Source organism: Streptomyces sp. NPDC020875, assembly GCF_040641415.1.
GTDB lineage: Bacteria > Actinomycetota > Actinomycetes > Streptomycetales > Streptomycetaceae > Streptomyces.
The window spans coordinates 18,456-43,310 of the sequence record NZ_JBFADP010000054.1; the positions used below are offsets into that span (position 1 = coordinate 18,456).

Here is a 24,855-nt window from a genome sequence, read left to right on the forward strand (position 1 = left end):
CCGCGCCCCGGCAGCCCTACCCCCTTGGAGAGACGATGATCCCGTTGTCGTTCGCGCAGCGCCGACTGTGGTTCGTGGACCGGTTCGAAGGCCCTTCGCCGACGTACAACGGCGCCTTCGCCCTGCGGCTCGGCGGCGAGCTGGACGCGGGCGCGCTGGAGGCGGCCCTCCGCGATGTCGTCGACCGGCACGAGGTCCTCCGTACGGTGATCGTCGAGGACGCCGGCGGCGTACCGCACCAACGGGTACTGCCGCTCGAGGAGAGCCCGTTCCGGCTGCCGGTCGTACCGGTCGCGGCGGACGACGAATCGGCGGCCGTCCGGGAGGCGGCCACCGCGACCTTCGACCTCGCCGCCGACATCCCGGTACGCGCCGTACTGCTGCGCCGCGGACCCACCGAACACACCCTGGTCCTGGTGATGCACCACATCGCCGTCGACGGGGAGTCCTTCGCCCCCCTGTTCCGCGATCTCATCACCGCCTACACGGCCCGCCGGGACGGCGGCGCCCCGGTGTGGGAGCCGCTGCCGGTGCAGTACGCGGACTACACGCTCTGGCAGCGGGACGTCCTCGGCGACGAGACCGATCCCGGCAGCCTCGCAGCCGCGCAGCTCGCGTACTGGCGGCAGACCCTCGCCGGACTGGCCCAGCCCCTGGCCGTCCCCACCGACCGCCCGCGCCCCAGAACCATGGGCCACCGGGGCGACACCGTCCGCTTCACCGTCGACCCCGGGGTGCTCCGGGCCGTGGAGGAGCTGGCCGCCGGGGCCGACACCACGGTCTCGATGGTGATGCACTCCGCCCTCGCCGTACTCCTGCACCACCTGGGCTGCGGCGACGACATCCCCATCGGCGCGCCGATCGCGGGCCGGACCGACGAGGAGCTGAGGGAACTCGTCGGCTTCTTCGTCAATACCTGGGTTCTCCGGGTCGACCTCTCCCGGAACCCGACCTTCCGTCAGCTGCTCGGGCGGGTCCGGGACCGGGCCCTCGCCGCCTACGACCACCAGGACCTGCCGTTCGAGCGGCTGGTGGAGCTGCTGAACCCGGACCGGTCCACCGCGTACAACCCGTTCTTCCAGGTGATGCTCGCCTGGCAGCCGCCCGTACCGGCGGCCTCGTTCCCCGGCCTCGACGCCCGGTCCGAACGGCTGGAGACCGGGACCGCCAAGTTCGATCTCTTCTTCGATCTGATCCCGGACGGTACGGGCGGGGCCACCGGCCGGCTGGAGTACGCCACCGACCTCTTCGACCGCGCGACCGCCGAGGACATCGCGCACCGCTTCGTCCGTGTGCTGGGGCGGCTGGTGGCCGACCCGGGGCGGCCGGTCGGCGGGCTCGACGTCCTCGCCCCGGCCGAACGGGACCGGCTGCTCACCGCATTCAACGACACCGCCGCCGAGACGTCCGCACTGACCGTCCCCGAACTCTTCGAAGCCCGGGCGGCCCGGACCCCGGACGCCCCGGCGATCGTCTGCGAAGGCCGGACCCTGACCTACCGCGGACTCGGCGAACGGGCGGACGAGGTCGCCCGGGAGCTGGCCCGGCGCGGCGCCGGACCCGAGGACCTGGTGGTGCTGGCCCTGCCCAGGACCGAGGACCTGGTGGTGGGGCTGCTGGGGATCCTCAAGTCCGGCGCCGCCTATCTCCCGCTGGACCCCCGCCATCTCGGCGGGCGGGCGGAGACCGTGTTCGCCGAGGCGGCGCCCCGGTTCGCCGTCGCCGACGCCGCCACCCGGCGCGCACTGCCCGGGGACGGCCTCGTGACCGTCGAGATCGACCGGGGCGCCGTCCGGGCGGACGCCGGGGGACCACCGGACACCGGTGCCCCGATCCCGCCACCGCACCCCGACAACCCGGCCTATGTGATGTACACCTCCGGCTCCACCGGGCAGCCGAAGGGCGCGACGATCACCCACCGCAATGTCGTCAACGGGATCCGGGAGCTGATCCGGGTCCTGGACACCCCGCCCGGCTGGCGGATCCAGTCGGGGACGTCCGTCAACTTCGACGTGTCGGTCTTCGAGCTGCTGACCACCCTCGCCACCGGCGGTACGGCCGAGATCGTGGCCGACCTGCCGTCGCTCGCCGACCGCGACACCTGGGACGGCCGGGTGATCAGCGCCGTCCCCTCGGTCCTCGGGGAGCTGGTGGACCACCTGGCGAAGGCGCCCGACGTCCGGACGGTCGTCCTCGCCGGAGACGTGTTCCCCACCCGGCTGGTACACGAGCTGCGCCGGGTACTGCCCGGGGCGCGGATTGTGAACTCGTACGGACAGAGCGAGAGCTTCTACGCCACCACCTACGCCCTCGCCCCGGACGAGGAATGCCCGGACGGCGACGTCGTCCCCATCGGCACCCCGCTGGGAAACATGCGCGCCTATGTGCTGGGCCCCGGACTCGCCCCCGCGCCCCAGGGCGTCGTCGGCGAGCTGTACGTGGCCGGGATCTGCCTCGGCCGGGGCTACCACCACCGCCCGGGCCTCACCGCGGAACGCTATACGGCGAACCCGTTCGGCCCCCCGGGCGAGCGGATGTACCGCACCGGCGACCTCGCCCGCTGGAACGCCGACGGGCAACTGGAGTGCGTCGGCCGGGCCGACGGCCAGGTCAAGGTCCGCGGCTTCCGGATCGAGACCGCCGAGGTCGAGGCGGCCGTCGCCGCGCACCCGGGGATCAGCCAGGCGGTGGTGATCGCCCGGGAGGCCCCCTCCGGCGGGCGGCGGCTCGTCGCCTATGTCGTACACACCGGTGACGGCGCCGTCGGGGACGACGGCGCCGGAGGCATCGGCGACGTGTCGCACGTCCTGGCCGGTGCCTCCGCCGCCGAGCTGCGGACCTTCGTCGCGGCCCGGCTCCCCGACTACATGGTGCCGTCGGCCTTCGTCACCCTCGGCCGGCTGCCGCTCGGGCCGACCGGCAAACTGGACCGGTCGGCGCTGCCCGAGCCGGAGTTCACCGGCGAGGTCTACCGGGCGCCCCGGACCGAGACCGAACGGATCGTCACCGCCGTCTACGCCGATGTCCTCGGCGTCGACCGGGTCGGCGCCGACGACGACTTCTTCGCCGTCGGCGGCGACAGCCTGCGGTCGATCCAGGTGGTGGCCAGGGTCAGGGCCCGGGGCCTGGAGCTGACCACCCGGGAGGTCTTCGAGCACCGGACTGCGGCCCGGCTCGCCGAACTGGCCGCGGCCCGCGGCACCGGGGCTCCCGGACCCGCCGAGGACACCGGCGGCGCCACCGGCCCCATGCCGCTGCCGCCGGTGGCTCGCCAGATCTTCGAACACGGCGGCGGACTGGACCGGTTCGCCATGTCGATGGTCCTGGAGCTGCCCGCTGGCATCGACGCGGCCGGGCTGGCCGCGACCCTCGACGCAGTACTCGACCGGCACGATCTGCTCCGGGCCCGGCTGGTCCGGGACGGCGGCCTCTCCCTCGACGTCCCCGGGCCGGGCTCCGTACGGGCGGCGGACCTGATCCACCGCGTCCCCTGCGACGATCGGTGGGACGAGCCCTCCCGGCTCGCGGCGGCCCGGCGGGAACTGGCCGACGCGGCCGGACGGCTCGAACCGGAGAACGGGACCATGGCGGCCTTCGTCTGGTTCGACGCCGCCCCGGCTGCGGGCCGACTGCTCGTCGTCCTGCACCACCTGGTGGTCGACGGCGTCTCGTGGCGGATCCTGATGGCGGACCTCGCCGAGGCGTGGCGACGGGTCCGGTCCGGCCGGACGCCCGGACCGGCGACGGGCGGAACCTCGGCCCGGCGGTGGGCGGCGGCGCTGGAGACCGAGGCGCGCACCCCGGAGCGGACGGCGGAGCTGGCGTACTGGCGGGAAGTGCTGGAAACCCCGGAGCAGCCGCTGGGCAGCCGCGCGTACGACCCGGCGGTCGATCTGATGTCGACCGTCGACAGCGTCCGGGTCCGGCTCTCCGCCGAGGTCACCGAGGCCGTACTGACCACCCTCCCGGCGGCCTACCGCGCCACCGGAACCGATGTCCTGCTCGCCGCCCTCGCCCTCGCCCTCGAACGGTGGCGGGGCACGGAAGGACCCACCCTGGTCCGGCTGGAGGGCCACGGCCGGGAGGAACACCTGCTGCCCGGTGCCGACCTCTCCGGCACCGTCGGCTGGTTCACCAGCATGTACCCGGCCCGGATCGACACCGGCGGTACGGACCCGGTCGCCGCCGCCGCGGGCGGCCCCGAGGCGGGCCGGGCGGTCAAACGGGTCAAGGAGCAGCTCCGGAGCATCCCCGGCAAGGGCGTCGGCTACGGGCTGCTGCGTTATCTGAACCCGGAGACGGCCCCCGGACTCGCCGGATACCCGGCACCGCAGATCGGCTTCAACTACCTGGGCCGGATCTCCGGCACCGATGTGCCCGAGGCGCTGCGCGCCGACGGCTGGGGCCCGGCGCCCTGGTCGGCCGAGCTGGCGCCGCTGCCCGACCCCGATCTGCCCGCCCTCTCCGCCCTGGAGGTCGGCGCGGTCGCCGTCGACACCCCCGAGGGCACCCGGCTGGAAGCGGCGTTCATGTTCGCCGGGGGAGTGCTCTCCCGGGAACGGACCACGGAGCTGGCCGAGCTGTGGGCCGAGCAGCTGCGCGGGATGGCCGGACACGCCGCCGGCCCCGGCGGCGGCGGGCTGACCCCGTCGGACGCCCCGCTGGTCCGGGTGGCCCAGTCCGAGATCGAGACCTGGGAGGAACGGTACGGCCGCCTCACGGCCGTCTGGCCCCAGGCACCCGGCCAGTCCGGGATCCAGTTCCAGGCCGCGGTCGCCGACGGCTCCTTCGACGTCTACCACATGCAGTTCGTGCTCCGGCTCTCCGGCGACATCGACCCGGCGCGGATGCGCGCGGCCGGACAGGCCCTGCTCGACCGCCATCCCAATCTGCGCTCCGCGTTCCTCACCGGCGCGGACGGCGAACCGGTCCAGGTCGTACCGGAACACGTCGTCCTGCCCTGGCGGCAGATCGATCTCACCGGGCTCGACCCGGCGGCCCGGGACGCGGCGCTCGACACGGTCCTCGCCGAGGACCGGGCCGACCAGCTGGACCCGGCCGTGCCGCCGCTGTTCCGGCTGGCGCTGCTCACCGACGGCCCCGGGCGGGCCGCCCTCGTCCTGACGGCTCATCACACCGTGTTTGACGGCTGGTCGTCGCCCCTGGTGTTCAAGGATCTGATCCAGCTCTACGCCGGGACCCACCAGCTCGCCCCGGTCCGGGGCTACGGCGACTATCTGGCCTGGCTCTCGACCCGGGACCGGGCGGCGTCGGCGGCCCGCTGGACAGCCGAGCTGGCCGGCTTCGACCAGCCGACCCTGGTGGCCCCGGACAACCCCCTGCGGGAGAAGGCGTCCGCACTCGGCCGGGTCGAGGTACCGCTGACCATCGACAAGGGCCGGGAACTCGCCGCGCGGGCCGCCGGGCTCGGCGTCACCCTCAACACCCTCGTCCAGGCGGCCTGGGGCATTCTGCTGAGCAAGCTCACCGGGCAGACCGATGTGGTGTTCGGGGCCGCCGTCAACGGCCGCCCGGCGGATCTGCCCGGGTCGGACGAGATGGTCGGCCTCTTCGTCAACTCCCTCCCGATCCGGGTGCTCTGCCCGCCCGGCCGGACCGTGGCCGAGGTCGTCACCGGACTCCAGGACCGGCAGACCGCCCTGCTCGACCACCACTTCTACGGGCTGGCCGACATCCAGCGCGATGTCGGTATGCCCGCCCTGTTCGACACGATGATCGCGTTCGAGAACTATCCGGTCGACCGTGAGGGCATCGTCGAGGCCAATGCCTCGGCGGGCTTCACCATCGACGGCATCCGGCCCTTCGCCGGATCGCACTACCCGCTCAGCCTCAACGCCTCCGACCCCTATCTGCGGCTCTCCCTCGACTACCAGAACAACCTCTACGACCGGGCCGAGGCCGAGACGATCGCCGCCCGGCTGGTCCGGGTACTGGAACAGATCCGGACCGACCCGGCGGTCCCCGTCGGGGCCGTCGACGTCCTCACCGACCAGGAACGGGAGTGGTCCCTCAACGGCGTCAACGACACGTCGTACGCGTACCCGTCGCCCGGCGACACCCTGCCGGACGCCTTCGAGCGCCGGGCCGGGGAGCGGCCCGACGACCTCGCGGTGATCGCCGCGGGGGAGCGGCTGACCTACGGCGAGCTGAACCGGCGGGCCAACCGGCTGGCGCACTGGCTGATCGAACGCGGCGCCGGGCCCGAACGGCTGATCGCGGTACGCGTCCCCCGCTCCGCCGAACTGGTGGTGGCCCTCTACGCGGTGATCAAGACGGGCGCGGCCTATCTGCCGGTGGGCACCGATCTGCCCGAGGACCGGGTCCGGCGGATCCTCGACGACGCCCGCCCGCTGCTGGTACTCGGCACAGAGCCGCCGGACACCTCCGGATACCCGTCGGCGAACCCGGAGCGCGCGCTCTCACCCGACCACGCGGCCTATGTCATCCACACCTCCGGCTCCACCGGCCGCCCCAAAGGCGTCCAGGTGACGCACCGGGCGATCGTCAACCGGCTCCGGTGGATGCAGCACGCCTACGGGCTCACCGCCGGGGACCGGGTCCTCCAGAAGACCCCGGCGTCGTTCGACGTCTCGGTCTGGGAGTTCTTCTGGCCGCTGGCCGAGGGCGCCGCCCTGGTGGTCGCCGACCCCGAAGGGCACAAGGACCCCGGCTATCTGGCCCGGCTGATCACCGAGGAGTCCGTCACCACCTGCCACTTCGTACCGTCGATGCTCCAGGCGTTCCTCGCCGCACCGGCCGCCGCCGACTGCGCCGGAACCCTGCGCCGGGTCTTCAGCAGCGGCGAGGCCCTGACCCGGGAGACCGCCCGCGCCTTCGCCCGTACCCTGCCCGGCGTCGGACTGCACAACCTGTACGGACCCACCGAGGCGGCCGTCGACGTCACCTACCACGCCTGCGGCCCCGGCGACTCCGGCGCCGTACCGATCGGCGTACCGATCTGGAACACCCGGGTGTACGTCCTGGACCGGGCGCTGCGTCCGGTACCGCCCGGGGTCCCCGGCGAGCTGTATCTGGCCGGGACCGGGCTGGCCCGGGGCTATCTCGGGCAGGCCGCGCTCACCGCGGGCCGGTTCGTCGCCTGCCCCTACGGCGGGCCCGGCGCGCGGATGTACCGCACCGGCGATCTCGTACGGTGGGACCGCGCCGGGCGCCTCGACTACCTCGGCCGGACCGACGACCAGCTGAAACTGCGCGGCTTCCGGATCGAACCGGCCGAGATCGAGGCGGCGCTGACCGCGCATCCGGCGGTACGGCAGGCCGCCGTGATCGCCCTGACCGACGCGACCGGCGACCGGCGGCTCAGCGGCTACGCGGTGGTGGACCCCGAGACGGCCCCCGGGGTGGCCCGCCGGCTGGCGCTCGCCGGGACCGGCCGCCTCACCGGGGTCGAACTGCACGAACTGCCCAACGGCATGACGGTCGCCGGACGGAACAAGTCGAATATCGGCTATCTCTACGACGAGATCTTCCGGCGCGGCGAATACGCCCACGGCGGCATCACCATCGGCGACGGCGCCCGAATCCTCGACATCGGCGGACACATCGGCATGTTCGGGATCTGGGCCGGGTCCCGGGCACGCGGTGTCCGGATCCACGCCTGCGAACCGATCCCGGAGACGGCCGCCTTCTACCGGCTCAACGCCGAACTCCACGGCCTCGACGCCGTGGTGACGGAGTACGGCATCGCCGAAGCCGAGGGACGCGCCACCTTCACCCACTACCCCGAGATGTCCCTGATGTCGGGGCGCTTCGCGGACGAGGCCGCGGAACGGAAGACCCTGCGCCGGGTGATCGCCAATGAGTCCCGCCCCGGCGACGACCCCGGCGGCGCCGGGTCGGGTACCGGAGACGACGAGCGCCTCACCGACGAGATGCTCACCGACCGGCTGGCGAGTACCCGGATCGAAGTGGAGCTGCGTACCGTCTCCCAGCTCATCCGGGAACACGGACTGACCGAGGTCGACCTGCTGAAGATCGACGCCGAGCGGAGCGAACTGGCCGCCCTGCGCGGCATCGAACCGGCGCACTGGCCGCTGATCCACCAGATCGTGGCCGAGGTCCACGACACCGACGACAGGGTCGCGGTCGTCACCGGACTCCTGGAGACCAGGGGATTCCGGGTCGCCGTCAGAACCCCGGAGGGCCTCGACGGCACCGGCATGTTCCAGCTGTACGCCACCCGGCCCGGCCGGAACACCCCGACCCCGACCCCCGCCGCCCCCGCCGACTGGCACACCCCCGACCAGCTCGCCCGCGATCTCCGGACCCGGCTGGCCCGGCAGCTCCCCGACTACATGGTCCCCGCGCAACTGACCGTCCTCGACGCCCTGCCACTGACCTCCAGCGGCAAACTCGACCGCGCCGCGCTCCCCGCGCCCGACCGCGCCCCCACCACCGCCGGACGAGCACCGCGCGACCACCACGAGAAGGTCCTCTGCCGCCTCTTCGCCGAACTGCTCGGCACCGAGGAGATCGGCATCGACACCGACTTCTTCGAAAGCGGCGGGCACTCACTGCTGGCCACCCGGCTGATCGGGCGCGTCCGTACCGAACTCCGGGTCGATGTGAAGGTCACCACGGTGTTCCGGAACCGGACCGTCGCCCGGCTGGCGGAGCAGATCAAGAAGCTGGCCACATCGAAACGCCCTCAGCTGCGACAGATGACCGTACAGGAGTAGCGTCGATGATCCCGTTGTCCTTTGCCCAGCGCCGGATGTGGATCCTCCACCGGATGGAAGGCCCGTCGGCGACGTACAACCAGCCGTTCGTGCTCCGCCTCGAAGGACCGCTCGACCCGGCGGCCCTGGCTGCGGCGGTGACCGATGTCGTCACCCGGCACGAGAGTCTGCGCACCCTGGTCGCCGAGGACCCCGACGGGAACCCGGCACAGCGGATCCTCGGCCCGGCGGAGGCCGAACCCCCGTTCCGCGTGGTCGACGTGGCCCCCGACCGGGTGGACGCCGCCGTCCACGAGGCCGCCCGGGAGGTCTTCGACCTGCTCACCGAACCACCCCTGCGGACGACCGTGTTCCGGACCGGGCCCCTGGACCATGTGGTGGCCTTCGTCTTCCACCACATCGCCGCCGACGGGGCGTCGATGGCACCGTTCCTGCGGGATCTGATGACGGCGTACGAGGCCCGCCACCGGGGGCGGGCACCCGACTGGGCCCCGCTCCCGATCCAGTACAAGGACTACACCCTGTGGCAGCGGCAGCTGCTGGGCGACGAAACCGACCCGGAGAGCGTCGCCGCCGCACAGCTCGCCTACTGGCGCGACGAGCTGACCGGCGTACCGCAGCCGCTGCAACTGCCCCTCGACCGGACCCGGCCCCCGGTCGCCGGGCACCACGGCGGCGCCGTCCCCTTCGCCCTCTCCCCCGAACTCCTGGCCCGGCTCCAGAAACTGGCCGTCGACCGGGGAGCCACCGCGCCCATGGTGGCCCAGGCGGCGCTGGCGGTCCTGCTGCGGAAACTGGGCGCGGGCGACGACATCACCATCGGCAGCCCGATCGAGGGCCGCGCCGACGAACAGCTCGACGATCTGATCGGGTTCTTCGTCAATACCTGGGTACTCCGCGCCGACCTCAGCAAAGACCCCGGATTCGGCGAACTCCTGGAGCAGATCAGGGAGAAGGCCCTCGCCGCCTACGACAACCAGGACATCCCCTTCGAACGACTGGTGGAGGTACTCGCCCCGGACCGCTCCACCGCCTACCAACCCCTCTTCCAGACCGCCTTGGGCTGGCAGTTCGTCTGGCCCGAGATCACCATGCCGGGCCTGCGGGTCACCCCCGTACCGGCGAGTACCGGCACCGCGAAGTTCGACCTCTTCCTCAATATCGTGCCGACCGCGGCCGGCGGCGCCCACGGGCTCCTGGAGTACGCCACCGAACTCTTCGACCACACCACGGCCACCGGCTTCGTCGACCGGTTCATCCGCGTCCTGGAGCAAGTCCTGGACGACCCGGCGATCCCCGTCGCCGCGATCGACGTCCTCTCCGCCGAAGAACGCGACCGGCTCCTCCACACGGTCAACGACACCGCCCGCCCGATATCCGACACCACCCTGCCCGACGCCTTCGAGGCCCGGGTCCGGCAGGACCCCGACGCCGTCGCCCTGATCGGCGAGACCGAGACCCTGACCTACCGGGAGTTCAACGAGCGGGCCAACCGGCTGGCGCACTGGCTCGCCGAACACGGCGCGGGCCCGGAAGAACTGGTGATGATCCGGCTGCCGCGCTCGGTGGAGTTGATGGTGGCGATCTACGCCGTCCTCAAGACCGGCGCCGCCTATCTGCCCGTGGACCCCGAACTCCCCGCCGACCGGGTGCGCTACCTCGTGGACGACGCCCGGCCACTGCTGACCCTGGACGACACCCCGCCCGACGTCTCCGGATACCCCCCGGCCGACCCGGAACGTACGCTCTCACCCGACAACACCGCCTACGTCGTCTACACCTCCGGCTCCACCGGAACACCCAAGGGCGTCCAGATCACCCACCGCTCCGCGGCCAACATGCTCGCCTGGCGCGCCGACCGGTTCCGGACCGGCCCCGGGGACCGCACCCTGATGAGCTCGTCCGTCGGCTTCGACGCCCTCGTCCCGGAAGCCTTCACCGCCCCGCTGACCGGGGCGGCCGTCGTCATCGCCCGCCCCGACGGCCGGCGCGACCCCCGCTACCTGGCCGAACTGATCCGGCGCACCGGCGTCACCGGAGCCTTCTTCGTCCCCTCCCTGCTCGAAGCCTTCGCCGCCGAACCCGCCGCCGCCGGGTGCACCGGCCTGCGCTGGCTGGAAGCGGGCGGCGAGGCGTTCCCCGCCGACCTCGCCGACCGGGTCGCCGCCCTGCTCCCCGGCTGCGAGATCCACAACCTCTACGGACCCACCGAAGCCGCCGTCGAGGTCACCGCGGCCCGCCACACCCCCGGCGCCGAACGGCTGCCGATCGGCGCACCCGCCTGGAACACCCAGCTGTACGTACTCGACCCGGCGCTGCGCCCGGTCGCGCCCGGAGTAGCCGGTGAGCTGTATCTGGCCGGTACCGGGCTCGCCCGGTCCTACCTGGGACGATCAGCCCTGACCGCGAACCGCTTCGTCGCCTGCCCCTACGGCACGCCGGGCACCCGGATGTACCGCACCGGGGACCTGGTCCGCTGGACCCGCGACGGCAAGGTCGAATACCTCGGCCGGACCGACGTCCAGATCAAGATCCGCGGCTTCCGGATCGAACCCGGCGAGATCGAACACGCCCTCATGGCACACCCGGGAGTCGACCGGGCCGCCGTCGTCGTGAGCGACACCCCGCGGGGCGGCCGGCGGCTGGTGGGATATGTGGTGCCCGCGTCCCGGGCCGCGACCGCCGACGCCGACGCCCAGGTGGACGAATGGCGCGACCTCTACGACGACACCTACGCCGACCCCGGGGACGCCGGGTTCGGTGAGGACTTCCGCGGCTGGAACTCCAGCTACACCGGCGAACCCATCCCCCTGGACGAGATGCGGGAGTGGCGCGACGCCGCCGTCGCCGCAGTACTGCGCCCGGCGCCCCGCCGGATCCTGGAGATCGGGGTCGGCTCAGGACTCCTGCTGGGCCGGATCGCCCAACGGGTCGACGAGTACTGGGGCACCGACATCTCCGCCCCGGTCGTGGCCCGGGTCCGGGCCCAGGCGGACCGGGCCGGGCAAGGCGACCGCGTCCACCTCACCGCCCGGCCCGCCGACGACACCACCGGACTGCCCGCGGGACGCTTCGACACCGTCGTCCTCAACTCCGTCGTCCAGTACTTTCCCGACACCGGCTATCTGGACCGGGTACTGAGCCGGGCGATGGAACTGCTCGCCCCGGACGGCCGGATCGTCGTCGGCGACGTACGCAACGCCACCACCCGCCACCTCCTGCACACCGCGATCCAGCGCGCCGCCCACCCCCACGCCTCCTACGAGGAGCTGCGCACCCTCGTCAGCCGCGAACTGCTGGCCGAACGGGAACTCGTCATCGCCCCCGAGTGGTTCACCGCCTGGGCCGCCGAGCACTCCGCCGCCGTCGACATCCGGCTGAAACCCGGCCGGGCCCACAACGAACTCACCCGGCACCGCTACGAAGTCGTCCTCCACAAGAACCCCGCCGGGGTTCTGGACCTGGCCCGGATACCCGCCGTGCCATGGGGCGGACACCTCACCGGTCTCACGGACCTCGCCGATCTCACCGACTTCGCCCGCCGCACCGGCGGCCCGGTCCGGGTGACCGGCATCCCCAACACCCGGCTGGCCGCCGAAGCCGCCCTCACCGCCGCCGCCGGACTCCTCGGCCGGACACCCCCCACCGGCACACCCGTCGACCCGGACGAACTGGTCCGGCACCTTCGCGAAAACGGCGCCGAAGCACTGATCACCTGGTCCGGCGAGGACGCCCGCCACTACGACGCCGTACTGCTGCCCGGACCACCAAACGGCTCCGCCGACCACGTCCACAACACCTACGTCCCCGGCGGCCCGCCCGGACGGCCCCTGGCCAACGCCCCCGTACTCGCCCGGTCGATCGGCCCCCTGCTCGGCGAGATCACCGCCCACCTCCGGTCCCGGCTCCCCGACTACATGGTCCCCACGGCGCTGGTCCCCCTCCCGGAACTGCCGCTCACCCCGAACGGAAAACTCGACCACCGCGCGCTGCCCGCACCCGACCCCACCCGGGCGTCCACCGGCCGGGCCCCCCGCGACTGGCGGGAAGAGACCCTCAGCGCCCTCTTCGCCGAGGTACTGGGCGCGGAGAGCGTCGGCATCGACAACGACTTCTTCGCCGCCGGGGGCGACAGCATCCGCTCCATCCAGGTCGTCGCCCGGGCCAGGGCGCGCGGGATCGAGGTCAGCACCCGGGAGATCTTCGAACACCGCACCGTCGCCCGGCTCGCGGAACTGGCCCGCGACCGCGCGGAGGAACGCCCCGTCCTGGCGGAGCTGCCCGGCGGCGCCACCGGACCGGTGCCCCTGCTGCCGACCGCCGCCCACGTCCTCGGCCTCGGCGGCGGCCTCGGCAGGCTCTGCATGTCCGGGCTGCTCACCCTGCCCGGTGACATCGACCGGGCCGGGCTGCTCGCCACCGTACAAACCCTGCTGGACCGGCACGACGTCCTCCGGTCCCGGCTCGACCGGGACCGGCCCGGCTGGTGGATCGAACCGCCCGGCACGACGGACGCGCGGGACCTGCTGCGCGAGATCCCGTACGACGGCGCCGCCCTCCAGGCGGAACTCGACGCCGCCGCGGACCGGCTCGACCCGGACGCCGGAACGATGGCGCAGTTCGTCCGGTTCACCTCCGCCACCGGCCCGGACCGGCTGCTGATCGTGCTGCACCACCTCGTCGTCGACGGCGTGTCCTGGCGGATCCTGGTCCCCGACCTGGTCGCCGCCTGGCAGCGGATCCGCGACGGCCGCCCCCCGGCACCGGCCACCGCCCCCGGCACCTCGTTCCGCCGCTGGGCGCACGCCCTGGCCGAGGAGGCGCTGACCCCGGAACGGATCGCGGAACTCCCCGCGTGGCGGCGGATCCTGGCGACCGACGAACCCGTGCTCGGCACCCGGGAACCCGACCCGGCGCTCGATACCGCCGCGACCGCCGACACCATCCGGGTCCGGGTCCCCGCCGAGGTCACCAGGACCGTCCTCGACACCCTGCCCGCCGTCTTCCGCTGCGGCCCGGACGACGGACTGCTGGCCGCCCTGGCGCTGGCCCTCGCCCAGTGGCGCCGCGCCCGCGACATCCCCGACGCCCCGGCCCTGATCAGGCTGGAGGGCCACGGCCGCGACGAGGACGCCGTACCCGGCGCCGACCTGTCGCGGACCGTCGGCTGGTTCACCGCCATGTATCCGGTACGGCTGGACCTCACCGGCATCGACCCGGCCGAAGCCCTCGACGGCGGCCCGGCCGCCGGACGAGCCGTCAAGGCCGTCAAGGAGCAGCTGCGGGCCGTCCCCGGCGGCGGCATCGGCTACGGACTGCTCCGCCGGCTCAACCCGGAGACCGCCGCCGTACTCGCCGGGTACCGGGAACCCCGGATCGGCTTCAACTACCTGGGCCGGACGTCCGGCGCCGACATCCCGGAGGAACTGCGCGGCCTCGGCTGGGCGCCCGACCCCGCCGGACCCGGACTGATCGCCGCGCCCGACGCCGACCTGCCCGTACTGTCGGCGCTGGAGATCAACGCGGTCGCCGTCGACACCGGCGCGGGCGACGAACTGACCGCCCACTTCGGCTTCGCCACCGGGGTGCTCTCCCGGGCCGACGTCACCGAACTCGCGGAGCTGTGGGTCCGGGCCCTGACCGCCCTGGCCCGGCACGCCACCACCCCCGGCGCCGGTGGACTGACCCCGTCGGACGCGCCCCTGGTTCCCGTCGGCCAGCCGGAGATCGACACCTGGGAGGGCCGGTACGGTCCGCTGGCCGAGATCTGGCCGGTCACCCCCGCCCAGTCCGGGATCCTGTTCCACTCGCTGCTCGCCGGATCGTCCTTCGACGCCTACCACGTCCAACTGGTCTTCCATCTCTCCGGCGACGTCGACCCGGACCGGATGCGCCGGGCCGGACAGGCCCTGCTGGACCGGCACGACAACCTCCGGGCCGCCTTCGCCGAGCGGGCGGGCGGCGACGTCGTCCAGATCGTGCCCGCCGCCGGGGTGACCCTGCCGTGGCGGTATCTCGACCTCACCGGCCACGGCACCCCGGAGCGCACCGAACTCTTCGAGGCGTTCCTCACCGAGGACCGGGCCGCCCACTTCGACCCCGCCGTCCCGCCGCTCATCCGGCTCGCCCTCGTCGTCCCCGAACCCGGCCGGGCCGAACTCGTCCTCACCGTCCACCACACCCTCTCCGACGGCTGGTCGTCCCCCCTGCTCATGCGCGACCTGCTGCTGCTCTACGCGTCCCACGGCGACACCACCGGACTGCCCCCCACCCGGAGCTACGGCGCATTCCTCGCCTGGCACGCCCGGCAGGACCGCGACGCCTCGGCCCGCGCCTGGGCGGCGGAACTCGCCGGAGCCGGCGAACCGACCCTGCTCGCCGCCCCCGGAACCGGCCCGGGCGAGGGCCTGGACCAGATCGCGATCAGCCTGCCGCCGGAACTGTCCGGCACCCTCCACCGGTACGCCGCCGACCAGGGCATCACCGTCAACACCCTGGTCCAGGGCGCCTGGGCGCTCCTGCTCGGACAGCTCACCGGCCGCCGGGACGTGGTGTTCGGCGCCACCGTCTCCGGCCGGCCGCCCGCCGTCCCCGACGTCGAATCGATGGTCGGGATGTTCATCAACACCCTGCCCGTACGGGTGGAGTACGCGCCCGGCGACACCTTCGCCGAACTCGCCACCCGGCTCCAGCACCGCCAGGCGGGCCTCCAGGATCACCACTACTACGGGCTCACCGAGATCCAGCGGGCGGCCGGACCGGGGAACCTCTTCGACACCCTGGTCGTCTTCGAGTCCTACCCCGTCGACCGCGAGGGCATCGGCGCCGCCACCGAGGCCGCCGACGGTATCGCCTTCACCGGACTGCGCCCGTCCAACGGCACCCACTACCCGCTCGCCCTGATGGCGGCGGCCGATCCGGATCTCCACTTCCTGCTCCAGTACACGCCCGGTGCCTTCGACCGGGACACCGTGGCGGCGTACGCGGCCCGCTTCGTCCGCCTCCTGGAGCGGCTGGCGGCCGACCCCGGACTGCCGGTCGGGCGGCTCGACCTCCTCGACCCGGCCGAACGCGACCGGCTGCTCGTCCGCCTCAACGACACGGCCGCCCCCACCCCGGACACCACGATCGACGGGCTGGTGGCGGCCCAGGCGGCCCGCACCCCGGACGCGGTCGCCGTCGTCGCCGGAGACGACACGCTCACCTACCGCGAACTGGCCGCCCGCGCCGACCGGCTGGCCCGCGCCCTGAGCGGACTGGGCGTGGGTCCGGAGTCACTGGTCGCGGTCGCCCTGCCGAGGACGGCGGAACTGGTGGTCGCCCTGCTCGCGGTGGTGCGGGCGGGCGGCGCGTATCTGCCCGTCGACCCCGGCTACCCCGGGCACCGTACGGCCGCCGTCATGGACGAGGCCCGGCCGTGTCTCGTCCTCACGGACTCCGCGACCGCACCACTGCTGCCGGAACACGACGCGCCCGACGTCCTCCTCGACATCCTCGGCCCGGCCGCGTACACCGGCGGCCCCGGCCGTCCGCCCCGCGCCGGGCAACTGGCCTATGTGATGTACACCTCCGGCTCCACGGGGCGGCCCAAGGGCGTCGCCATCACCCACGCCAATGTGGTCAACGGCGTACTGCGGCTCGCCGCCCGGCTGGACATGGCACCGGGCCACCGGCTGCTCGCCGGGACGTCGGTCAACTTCGATGTCTCCGTGTTCGAGATCTTCACGACCCTCGCCACCGGCGGCACCGTGGAAGTCGTCCGGGACGTCCTGGCGCTCGGCGAGGGCGCGGGCTGGAGCGGGGACGTCATCTCCACCGTGCCCTCCGCCTTCGCCGAACTCGTCGACGCCGTCGCGGACCGTACGCGGGTGGGGACCGTGGTCTTCGCCGGTGAGGCCCTGACCCCGGCGCTCGTCGAACGGACCCGGGCCGCCTTCCCCGGCGTACGGATCGTCAACGCCTACGGGCAGAGCGAGTCGTTCTACGCCACCACCCACACCGTCGACGACGACCCGGCGGGGGACCGGCCGGGTGGCGTCCCCGTCGGCACCCCGCTCGGCAATATGCGGACCTACGTCCTCGGCCCCGGACTGGTCCCCGTCCCCCCGGGCGCCGTCGGCGAACTGTACGTCGGCGGGAACGTGGGGCGCGGCTACCGGGGCCGGGCGGCACTGACCGCCGAACGGTTCGTCGCCGACCCGTTCGGGCCCGCCGGAGCCCGGATGTACCGTACCGGCGACTTGGCCCGGGTCGACGCCGGGAACCGGCTGGAGTACACGGGCCGGGGGGACGCGCAGATCAAGGTACGCGGATTCCGCGTCGAACCCGCCGAGATCGAGGCCGCCCTCACCGCGCACCCGGGGGTCGACCGGGCCGTCGTCATCGCCCGCGACCCGTCCGGCGACGGCACCGGGCCCCGGCTGATCGCCTACGCCGTGCCCGCCGGGACGGACCCGGAACCGGAATCCGCGACCGGTACGGACCCGACTCCCGGCACGGGCCCGGCGCCCGGCCCGGCGGCCCCCCGGGAGAGGCCCACCGGCGACAACGCCCGTCCCGGAACCGGCGACCTGCGGGCCTTCGTCGCGGCCCGGCTGCCCGACTACATGGTGCCGTCCGTCGTCGTCCTCATCGACCGGCTGCCCCTCGCCCCCAACGGCAAACTGGACCGGGCCGCCCTGCCCGAACCCGAGTACACCGGGACCGCCTACCGGGCCCCCGGCACGGCCCGCGAAGCGGCCCTCGCCGCGCTCTTCGCCGAAGTCCTCGGCGTGGACCGGGTCGGCGCCGACGACGGCTTCTTCGCCCTCGGCGGGCACTCCCTGCTCGCCACCCGGCTGATCAGCCGGGCCAGGGCCGAACTGGCGATAGAGATCCCCATCCGCAAGGTCTTCGACCTGCCGACCGTGGCCGCGCTCGCCGCGTGGACCGAGGAGTCGGCCGCCCCCCGCCGGCCCGGCCTGCGCAAGATGTTCGCAGAGGAGTAGAGGCGATGATCCCGCTTTCTTTCGCACAGCGCCGTATGTGGCTACTGCACCAGCTGGAGGGCGGGTCGGAGAACTGGAACATGCCGGCCGCGTTCCGGCTCACCGGCCCCTTGGACCACACCGCCCTCACCGAGGCGATCCGCGACGTCGTCGACCGGCACGAGATCCTGCGCACCGTCTACGGCACCACCGGCGACGGCGAACTGCACCAGCGGATCCTGCCGACGGCCGAGGGCGCCCCGGACGTACCGCTGACCGAGATCGCGCCCGACGACGTGGCCGCAGCGGTCGCCGAGGCCGTCGCCCACCGGTTCGACCTGGCCGCCGAGCCCCCGGTCAGGGTGAAACTGTTCCGCTGTTCGCCCGAGGAACACGTCCTGGTCCTCGTCGTGCACCACATCGCCACCGACGGCGCGTCGGGCGCGCCACTGGCCCGCGATCTGGCCACCGCCTACACCGCCCGCCGCGACGGCCGCGCACCCCGCTGGGACCCGCTGCCCGTGCAGTACAAGGACTACACGATGTGGCAGCGCGAGGTACTGGGCGACGTCACGGACCCGGAGAGCCTGGCCGCGACCCAGATCCGCTACTGGCGCGCGGAACTCGCCGATGTGCCGCAGCCGCTGAACCTGCCCCTGGACCGCCCCCGGCCCACGACACCCACCGGACGGGGCGCCACGGTCGACCTCGAAGTCGACCCCGAGGTGACGGCCGCCCTCCAGCGACTCGCCGACGAACGCGGAGCGACCCTCTCGATGGTCCTGCACACGGCACTCGCCGTACTGCTGCGACAACTCGGCGGCGGAGACGACGTGACGATCGGCGGCTCCATCGCCGGGCGGACCGACGAAGCCCTGGCCGACCTCGTCGGCTTCTTCGTCAACACCCAGGTCCTCCGGGTAGGACTCAGCGGCGACCTCGCCTGCACCGAACTCCTCGCCCGGGTCAGGGACAAGGCACTGGCGGCCTACGAGCACCAGGACGTCCCGTTCGACCTCCTGGTCGAGGCGATCAACCCGGTCCGCTCCACCGCCTACCAACCGCTGTTCCAGGTGATGCTCGGACTCCAGAACTACACCAGACCCGAACTGGAACTCCCCGGGCTCACCCTGACGGTCGAACCGCTCGCCCCGACCGCCGCCAAGGTCGATCTCTTCCTCAATCTGACCGCCGACGGCTCGGGCGCCCTCCGGGGCGACATCCTGTACGCCACCGACCTGTTCGACCGCGAGACCGTCGAAGCCTTCGCCGCCCGCTTCGTCCTGGTCCTGACCCGGATCGCCGCCGAACCGGCACTGCGCGTCGGCGATATCGACATCCTCCTCCCGGGCGAACGGCGACGGCTCCTGGAGGACGCTAACGACACCGCCGAACCCACCCCCGGCCACGGCCCCGCCGAAGCCGTACGGGACCGGGCCCGCACGGACCCCGAGTCGATCGCCGTGATCGCCGGGGAGGACACCCTCACCTACCGCGAACTGGACACCCGCTCCAACCGGCTGGCCCACTGGCTGGCCGACCGGGGCGTCGGCGCGGAAACCCGGGTCGCCGTACCACTGACCGGAACCACCGGCCAGATGGTGGCACTCCTGGCGGTGGCGAAAGCCGGGGGAACCGCCGTACCCCTCGACCCGGACGGCCCGCCCCGGCGGACCACGGCCCTGCTCCGGGACGCGGACCCCGGACACGTACTGGACGCCGACACCCTCGACGGAGCCGACCTCACGCACTGCCCGGACACCGCCCCCCGGACCGCCGCCCGGCCCGGGAACGCGCACTACATCAGCTACGTCCCGGGCCCCGACGGCACCCCGCGGGGTGTGGTGATCACCCGGGGCGCGGTGACGAACCTCCTGGCCACCGCCGCACGCCGGTTCCCCCTGGCGCCCGGCGACCGGATGCTGTTCGGTACGACGACGGCACACGACTGCCCCGAAGCCGAGCTGTTCCTCCCCCTCCTCACCGGCGCGACCGTCGTCCTGACGGGCCGGCACACCCTCGCCGACCCCGCCGCCGCGGCGGCCCTGATCCGCCGCCACCGGATCACCGCGGTCCGGTCGGCACCCGCCTTCTGGCGGACCCTGCTGCGCCACGAACCCCATGCCGCGAAGGACCTGCGCATCGTCATCGGAGACGGGATACCGCGGGCCGGACAGGCCAGAACACTCACCAAACAGGCGGCCGAGGTGCTCCAGGTCTACGGCCCGGCCGAAACGGCGGGCTGGTGCGCCGGGGCACGGCTGACGGTCGGGGCCGGAACCCCGGTCGGCGCCCCGGCGGGCAATACCCGGGTCTATGTGCTCGACGCCCGGCTGCGCCCGGTACCGCGCGGGGTGCCCGGCGAACTGTACGTAGCCGGTGCCGGGACGGGCCGCGGCTACCACGGTCTGCCGGGGCCGACCTCGGAGCGGTTTCCGGCCTGCCCCTTCGGCCCGCCCGGCGGCCGGATGTACCGGACCGGGGACCTGGTGCGCTGGGACTCCTCGGGACGACTCGAACACCTCGGGCGGACCGACCGGCAGCGCCGGATCCGGGGCTGCCGGGTCGAGCCGGGGGAGATCGAGCGGGCCCTGACCGGTCATCCCGGGGTGGCCGACGCGGTCGCGGTGGTACGGGAGGACCGGGACGGCGCCGGACGCGTGGTGGCCTACGTCGTCCCCGGGCCCGACGCCGGGCGGGACGCCGGGGCGGACGCGGGATCCGATGGCGGGCCGCACGCCGGGGCGGACACCGTGCGGGCCGGGGCGCTGCTCGACGGACTCCCCGCCCATCTGCGGGAACACCTCCCCGAGGCCATGCTGCCGACCGCCTTGATCCCGCTGCCGGTCCTGCCGCGCACCCCGGACGGGGCCCTGGACCCCGACGCCCTCCCGGCGGACGAGACTGCCACCGGGACCGGAGCCGGGGCTGGGGCCGGTGCCGGGTCCGGGCGGGGGCCGCGCAACTCCCACGAGGAGAAGATGTGCGCCCTCTTCCGTGAGCTGCTCGCCGTGGAGAGCGTCGGCATCGACGACGACTTCTTCGAACTGGGCGGGCACTCCCTGCTCGCCACCCGGCTCAGCGCCCGGATCCGCGACGAGTTCGAGCTGGATCTGCCCCTGCGGACGATCATCAAATACCCGACGGTCGCGGAGCTGGCCGCGCTGATGCTCATCACCACGCCCGAGCAGCTTTCCGATCCGTTCGGTGTCGTCCTGCCGCTGAACAACGACCCCGGTACGGGCCGCGAGCCGCTGTGGTTCCTGCACGGGGGAGGCGGGCTCGGCTGGGCGTTCTTCAGCTTTGTGCTGCATGTCAGGGACCGGCCCGCCTACGCGCTCCAGTCCCGGGGCTGGAACGGCACGGACGCCCTGGCCGCCTCGGTGCCGGAAATGATCGAGGACTATGTCGACGAGATGGTGAAGATCCAGCCTGAGGGGCCGTTCCATCTGGTCGGCTGGTCCTACGGCGGAACGGTCGTCCAGGCCGTCGCCGAGGCCATCGACCGCCGGGGGCGTGAGATCTCCTTCGTGGCCGTACTGGACTCCCAGCCGGGCGGAGAGTACTTCAAGAAGATCCATACCGGAAGAAAGGTATCGGACTACCGGGAAGAACTCGAAGAGCACTTCGGCGAGTACATGGGAACCGAGAACCGGAAACAGCTTGTGGACACCATGTCGAGAATTCTGGCCAATAACGCCGCCATCATGTCCGACTTCGAATCGCCGGTCTACCGGGGCGATGTACTGTTCTTCAACGCCACGCTGGAGGAGAATACCTACGCCCATCTTTGGCGGCCCTATGTGCTCGGCACCATCGAGGTACACGACGTACGCGCCGTCCACCATGAACTCCATATGCCGGGGCCCGTGGCCGAGATCATGGCGGTCATCAACCGGAAGCTGGCGGGATGACCGGCCGGCGGGACCCCGCCGGACGGCCGGACGGCCCGGCCGCCCTGCTCTGCGTACCGTTCGCGGGGGCGGGCGCCTCGTTCTTCCACCCCTGGCGGGCCTGGTCCGCCGACCGGTGGCGGGTGGTGCCCTTCGAACTGCCCGGCCGGGAGCGGCGGATGCTGGAGAGTCCGTACCGGAAGGTCACCGAGGCGGCCGGGGCCGAGGCCGCCGGGATCGCCGCGGCCCTGGGCGAAGGGGCCCGGGCCGTCCTGTTCGGGCACAGTCTGGGCGCGGTCCTAGCCTTCGAGCTGACGCGGCTGCTGAGCGCCCGCGGCATCCGGGTCGAACTGCTGGTCGTCAGCGGTTCACCGGGGCCGTGGACCCAGCGGGAGCGACGGGCCACCGGCCTGCCCGACGAAGAGTTCCTGGCCCGGGTCGAGGAGTTCGCCGGATTCCGGCACGAGGCCCTGGACCATCCGGAGATGCGGGAGCTGATCCTGCCCGTCCTGCGGGCCGACTGTGAGATGCACGAGAACTACGTCCCGGACTCCGGCGCGCCGGTGCCGGTTCCGATCTGCTCGCTGCGCGGCGATTCCGACGGACTGGTGACCGCCGAGGAGGCCCGCCAGTGGCGGGACGCGACGACGGCCGCCTTCCGCTATCGGGAGCTGCCGGGCGATCATATGTATCTGGTCGACCGGGGCCGCGCAGTGCTGGATGTGATCGCGGCGGAATCCGCCCGCGGCTGACCGCCCCGGCGTTGGGTGTCGCGGCGCTGTCCCGTCAGCGGGACAGCGCCGTCGGGAACGGGATCCGTACCGGTATCTCTTGCACCGCCTTTCCCCGCCCATTTACGTTGGCGGGACGAAGACCGGAAGCGCCTTTTCGATATGCCTCGTCGGCTCGGGAACCGGCGGCGGCGCCATTCCGGCCGCCGGTCCACTGAAGACCCGCCCGGTCCGTCGCGCGGCCGGAGAACGGAATTGCTGTTTCGACGGAGAAAGGACAGGACTGGAGATGTCACTCGCGCAGGAGATGGCGGCGCTGTGGGGCGAATACCTCGACAACCGGGAAGTCGGCCCGGACGACGACTTCTTCGCGCTCGGCGGCAACTCACTGATCGGAATCAAGATCATCGAGCGGGTGGCCCAGGAGTACGGCGCCGAGCTGTCCGTGCGCGACTTCTATCTGGCGCAGACCCCGGCCCGGGTCGCCGCCCTGGTCGAGCGGGGGAGGAGCGGGACATGAGACTCACCCCGGGCCCCGCCCGCGAGATCGACCTCGACCGGATCGACCTGTTCGACCTGGACCTCTACTCCTTCGGCGACCCCCATCCCGTCTGGGACGCCATGCGGCTCCGGGCGCCCCTGCACCACCAGGTCCTGCCGGACGGCCGGGAGTTCTGGTCGGTGACCCGCTACGACGACGTCTGCCGGGTACTCGGCGACCACCGCGAGTTCACCTCCGAACGCGGCACGGTCGTCACCCACCTCGGCACGGACGACGTCGCGGCGGGCCGGCTGATGACCTCCACCGACCCGCCCCGGCACACCCAGGTCCGCCGGGCTATCGGCCGCCATCTCACCGCCCGGGCCGTCGCCCCCTGGGAGGAGCGGATCCGGCGGACCGTCGTCCGCTTCCTCGCCCCCGCCCTCGACGGAGAACCCTTCGACCTCGCCGAACAGGCACTCCGCCTCCCGGCGATCGTCACCGGCCCCATCCTGGGCATCCCGGAACGGGACTGGGACGAACTCGTCCGGCTGACCGCGATGGTGACCGCACCGTCCGACCCGCACTTCCGGCTGGGCGGTGAGGCCGCCACCCTCGCCATCTCCCACCACGAACTGGTCACCTACGTCACCGAGCGGGTCAAACGACGCCGGGCCGAAGGCGGCGCCGACGGCAGCCTGCTCGACCGGCTGATGACCGTACACGCGGGCGACGCGCCGCTCACCGACGAGGAGATCGCCCTCGACGGCTACAGCATCCTGCTGGGCGCCAATGTGACGACCCCGCACACCGTCTCCGGCACGGTACTCGCCCTCGTCGAGCGGCCCGACCAGTTCGCCAGGGCCAGAGCCGACCCGTCACTCGTCCCCAACCTGGTCGAAGAGGGGCTGCGCTGGACCTCGGCCGCCTGCAACTTCATGCGGTACGCCGTACACGACACCCCGATCGGCGGCGGCACGATCCCCGCCCGGGCCGCCGTCGTCGCCTGGATCGGCTCGGCCAACCGCGACGCCACCCGGTTTCCCGACCCCCACACCTTCGACCTCACCCGGAACGCCAAGGCCCAGATCGCCTTCGGCTTCGGGCCCCACTACTGCGTCGGGGCACCCCTCGCCCGGCTCACCCTGCGGATCTTCTTCGAAGAACTCCTCCGGCACCCCGGCACGATCGAACTCGACGGCGAACCGGAACATCTCCGCTCCTACTTCATCGCCGGAATGACCCATCTCCCCGTCGTCGCCCGGAAACGCGCCGCACCATGACCACCGACACCCCCGACCCGCCGTCGCCGTGGTTCCTCCGGCCCCGCCCCACCGGCCACCCGGCCCGCCTCTTCTGCTTCCCCTACGCCGGATCCGGCGCCTCCGCCTTCAGCGCCTGGCCCGCCGCCGTCGCCGACGCCGAGGTCTGCCCGATCCAGTTCCCCGGCCGGGAGAACCGGCTCGCGGAACCCCACTACGGAACCTACGAGAACCTGGCCGCCGAACTGACCGGACCACTCACCCCCCGGCTCGACCGGCCCTTCGCCCTCTTCGGCCACTGCGCGGGCGCCCTGCCCGCCTACGAGACCGCGGTCCGGCTCACCGAACGGGGCCTGCCCCGGCCGGAGCGCCTCTTCGTCTCGGGCCAGGCCGCACCCCACGACGCGTCGTACGACCGGATGCTCACCATGACGGACGACGAACTCCGGGCCGAACTGGAGTCGGTCGTCCGCGGCCGGGGCATCGCACCCCGGCCGGACATGATCGAGCTGGGGATGTCCGTACTCCGCCGCGATCTCGCCGCCGCCCGCGCCTACCGGCGGCCCGAACCGGTCCCCGCGGGCTGTCCGATCGTCGTACTGCACTGGCGTGACGACCCAGATCTCGGCCTCGACCGGCTCCAGGGATGGCGCCGGTACGCCGACTCCGTCGAGTTCCACGTCATCGACGGCCGGCCCCATGGCTTCGTGAACGCGCCGGGCGAACTGCTGAGACTCCTCGGCTCGTGGCGGTGAGGGCACCGACGCCCCGCGCGCCCGACCCATGGACACCGACGGAACCG

Annotated in this window: 7 protein-coding genes; all 7 read left to right on the forward strand. The window is 73.0% G+C overall.

Going from position 1 to position 24,855, the window contains the following annotated elements; translation table 11 throughout:
• Positions 1-35 precede the first annotated feature (35 nt).
• The 7 genes from AB0G74_RS27050 to AB0G74_RS27080 all read left to right on the forward strand — a co-directional run bounded on the left by AB0G74_RS27050 (position 36) and on the right by AB0G74_RS27080 (position 24,808).
• Complete coding sequence (locus AB0G74_RS27050) at positions 36-8,720, forward strand: amino acid adenylation domain-containing protein (RefSeq protein ID WP_361151108.1); 8,685 nt, start codon at positions 36-38, stop codon at positions 8,718-8,720.
• A gap of 5 nt (positions 8,721-8,725) precedes the next feature.
• Positions 8,726-17,707, forward strand: coding sequence for an amino acid adenylation domain-containing protein (locus AB0G74_RS27055; protein WP_361151111.1), 8,982 nt, complete (start codon positions 8,726-8,728; stop codon positions 17,705-17,707).
• Between the two features lie 5 nt (positions 17,708-17,712).
• On the forward strand, positions 17,713-21,600 hold the full coding sequence (locus AB0G74_RS27060; protein WP_361151114.1) for an amino acid adenylation domain-containing protein: 3,888 nt from the start codon (positions 17,713-17,715) through the stop codon (positions 21,598-21,600).
• Positions 21,597-22,331 carry an alpha/beta fold hydrolase gene (locus AB0G74_RS27065; protein WP_361151117.1) on the forward strand — a complete coding sequence of 245 codons (735 nt, stop codon included), beginning with the start codon at positions 21,597-21,599 and terminating at the stop codon, positions 22,329-22,331. The genes AB0G74_RS27060 and AB0G74_RS27065 overlap by 4 nt, the downstream gene beginning before the upstream one ends.
• Before the next feature lie 268 nt (positions 22,332-22,599).
• A complete protein-coding gene (locus tag AB0G74_RS27070) occupies positions 22,600-22,830 on the forward strand; it encodes a phosphopantetheine-binding protein (protein ID WP_361151120.1) in 231 nt (76 codons plus the stop codon).
• Positions 22,827-24,074: a cytochrome P450 gene (locus AB0G74_RS27075; protein ID WP_361151123.1), complete on the forward strand. Its 1,248-nt coding sequence runs from the start codon at positions 22,827-22,829 to the stop codon at positions 24,072-24,074. The genes AB0G74_RS27070 and AB0G74_RS27075 overlap by 4 nt, the downstream gene beginning before the upstream one ends.
• Positions 24,071-24,808 (forward strand): thioesterase domain-containing protein, encoded by a 738-nt coding sequence (locus tag AB0G74_RS27080; RefSeq protein ID WP_361151125.1) that lies wholly within the window; start codon positions 24,071-24,073, stop codon positions 24,806-24,808. The genes AB0G74_RS27075 and AB0G74_RS27080 overlap by 4 nt, the downstream gene beginning before the upstream one ends.
• Positions 24,809-24,855: the final 47 nt, after the last annotated feature.

What these genes read in the sequence shown, in the direction of transcription:
- AB0G74_RS27080 (WP_361151125.1), top strand. Translation starts at nt 24,071, where the DNA reads ATGACCACCGACACCCCCGACCCGCCGTCGCCGTGGTTCCTCCGGCCC.
- AB0G74_RS27065 (WP_361151117.1), top strand. Translation starts at nt 21,597, where the DNA reads ATGACCGGCCGGCGGGACCCCGCCGGACGGCCGGACGGCCCGGCCGCC.
- AB0G74_RS27055 (WP_361151111.1), top strand. Translation starts at nt 8,726, where the DNA reads ATGATCCCGTTGTCCTTTGCCCAGCGCCGGATGTGGATCCTCCACCGG.
- AB0G74_RS27070 (WP_361151120.1), top strand. Translation starts at nt 22,600, where the DNA reads ATGTCACTCGCGCAGGAGATGGCGGCGCTGTGGGGCGAATACCTCGAC.
- AB0G74_RS27075 (WP_361151123.1), top strand. Translation starts at nt 22,827, where the DNA reads ATGAGACTCACCCCGGGCCCCGCCCGCGAGATCGACCTCGACCGGATC.
- AB0G74_RS27050 (WP_361151108.1), top strand. Translation starts at nt 36, where the DNA reads ATGATCCCGTTGTCGTTCGCGCAGCGCCGACTGTGGTTCGTGGACCGG.
- AB0G74_RS27060 (WP_361151114.1), top strand. Translation starts at nt 17,713, where the DNA reads ATGATCCCGCTTTCTTTCGCACAGCGCCGTATGTGGCTACTGCACCAG.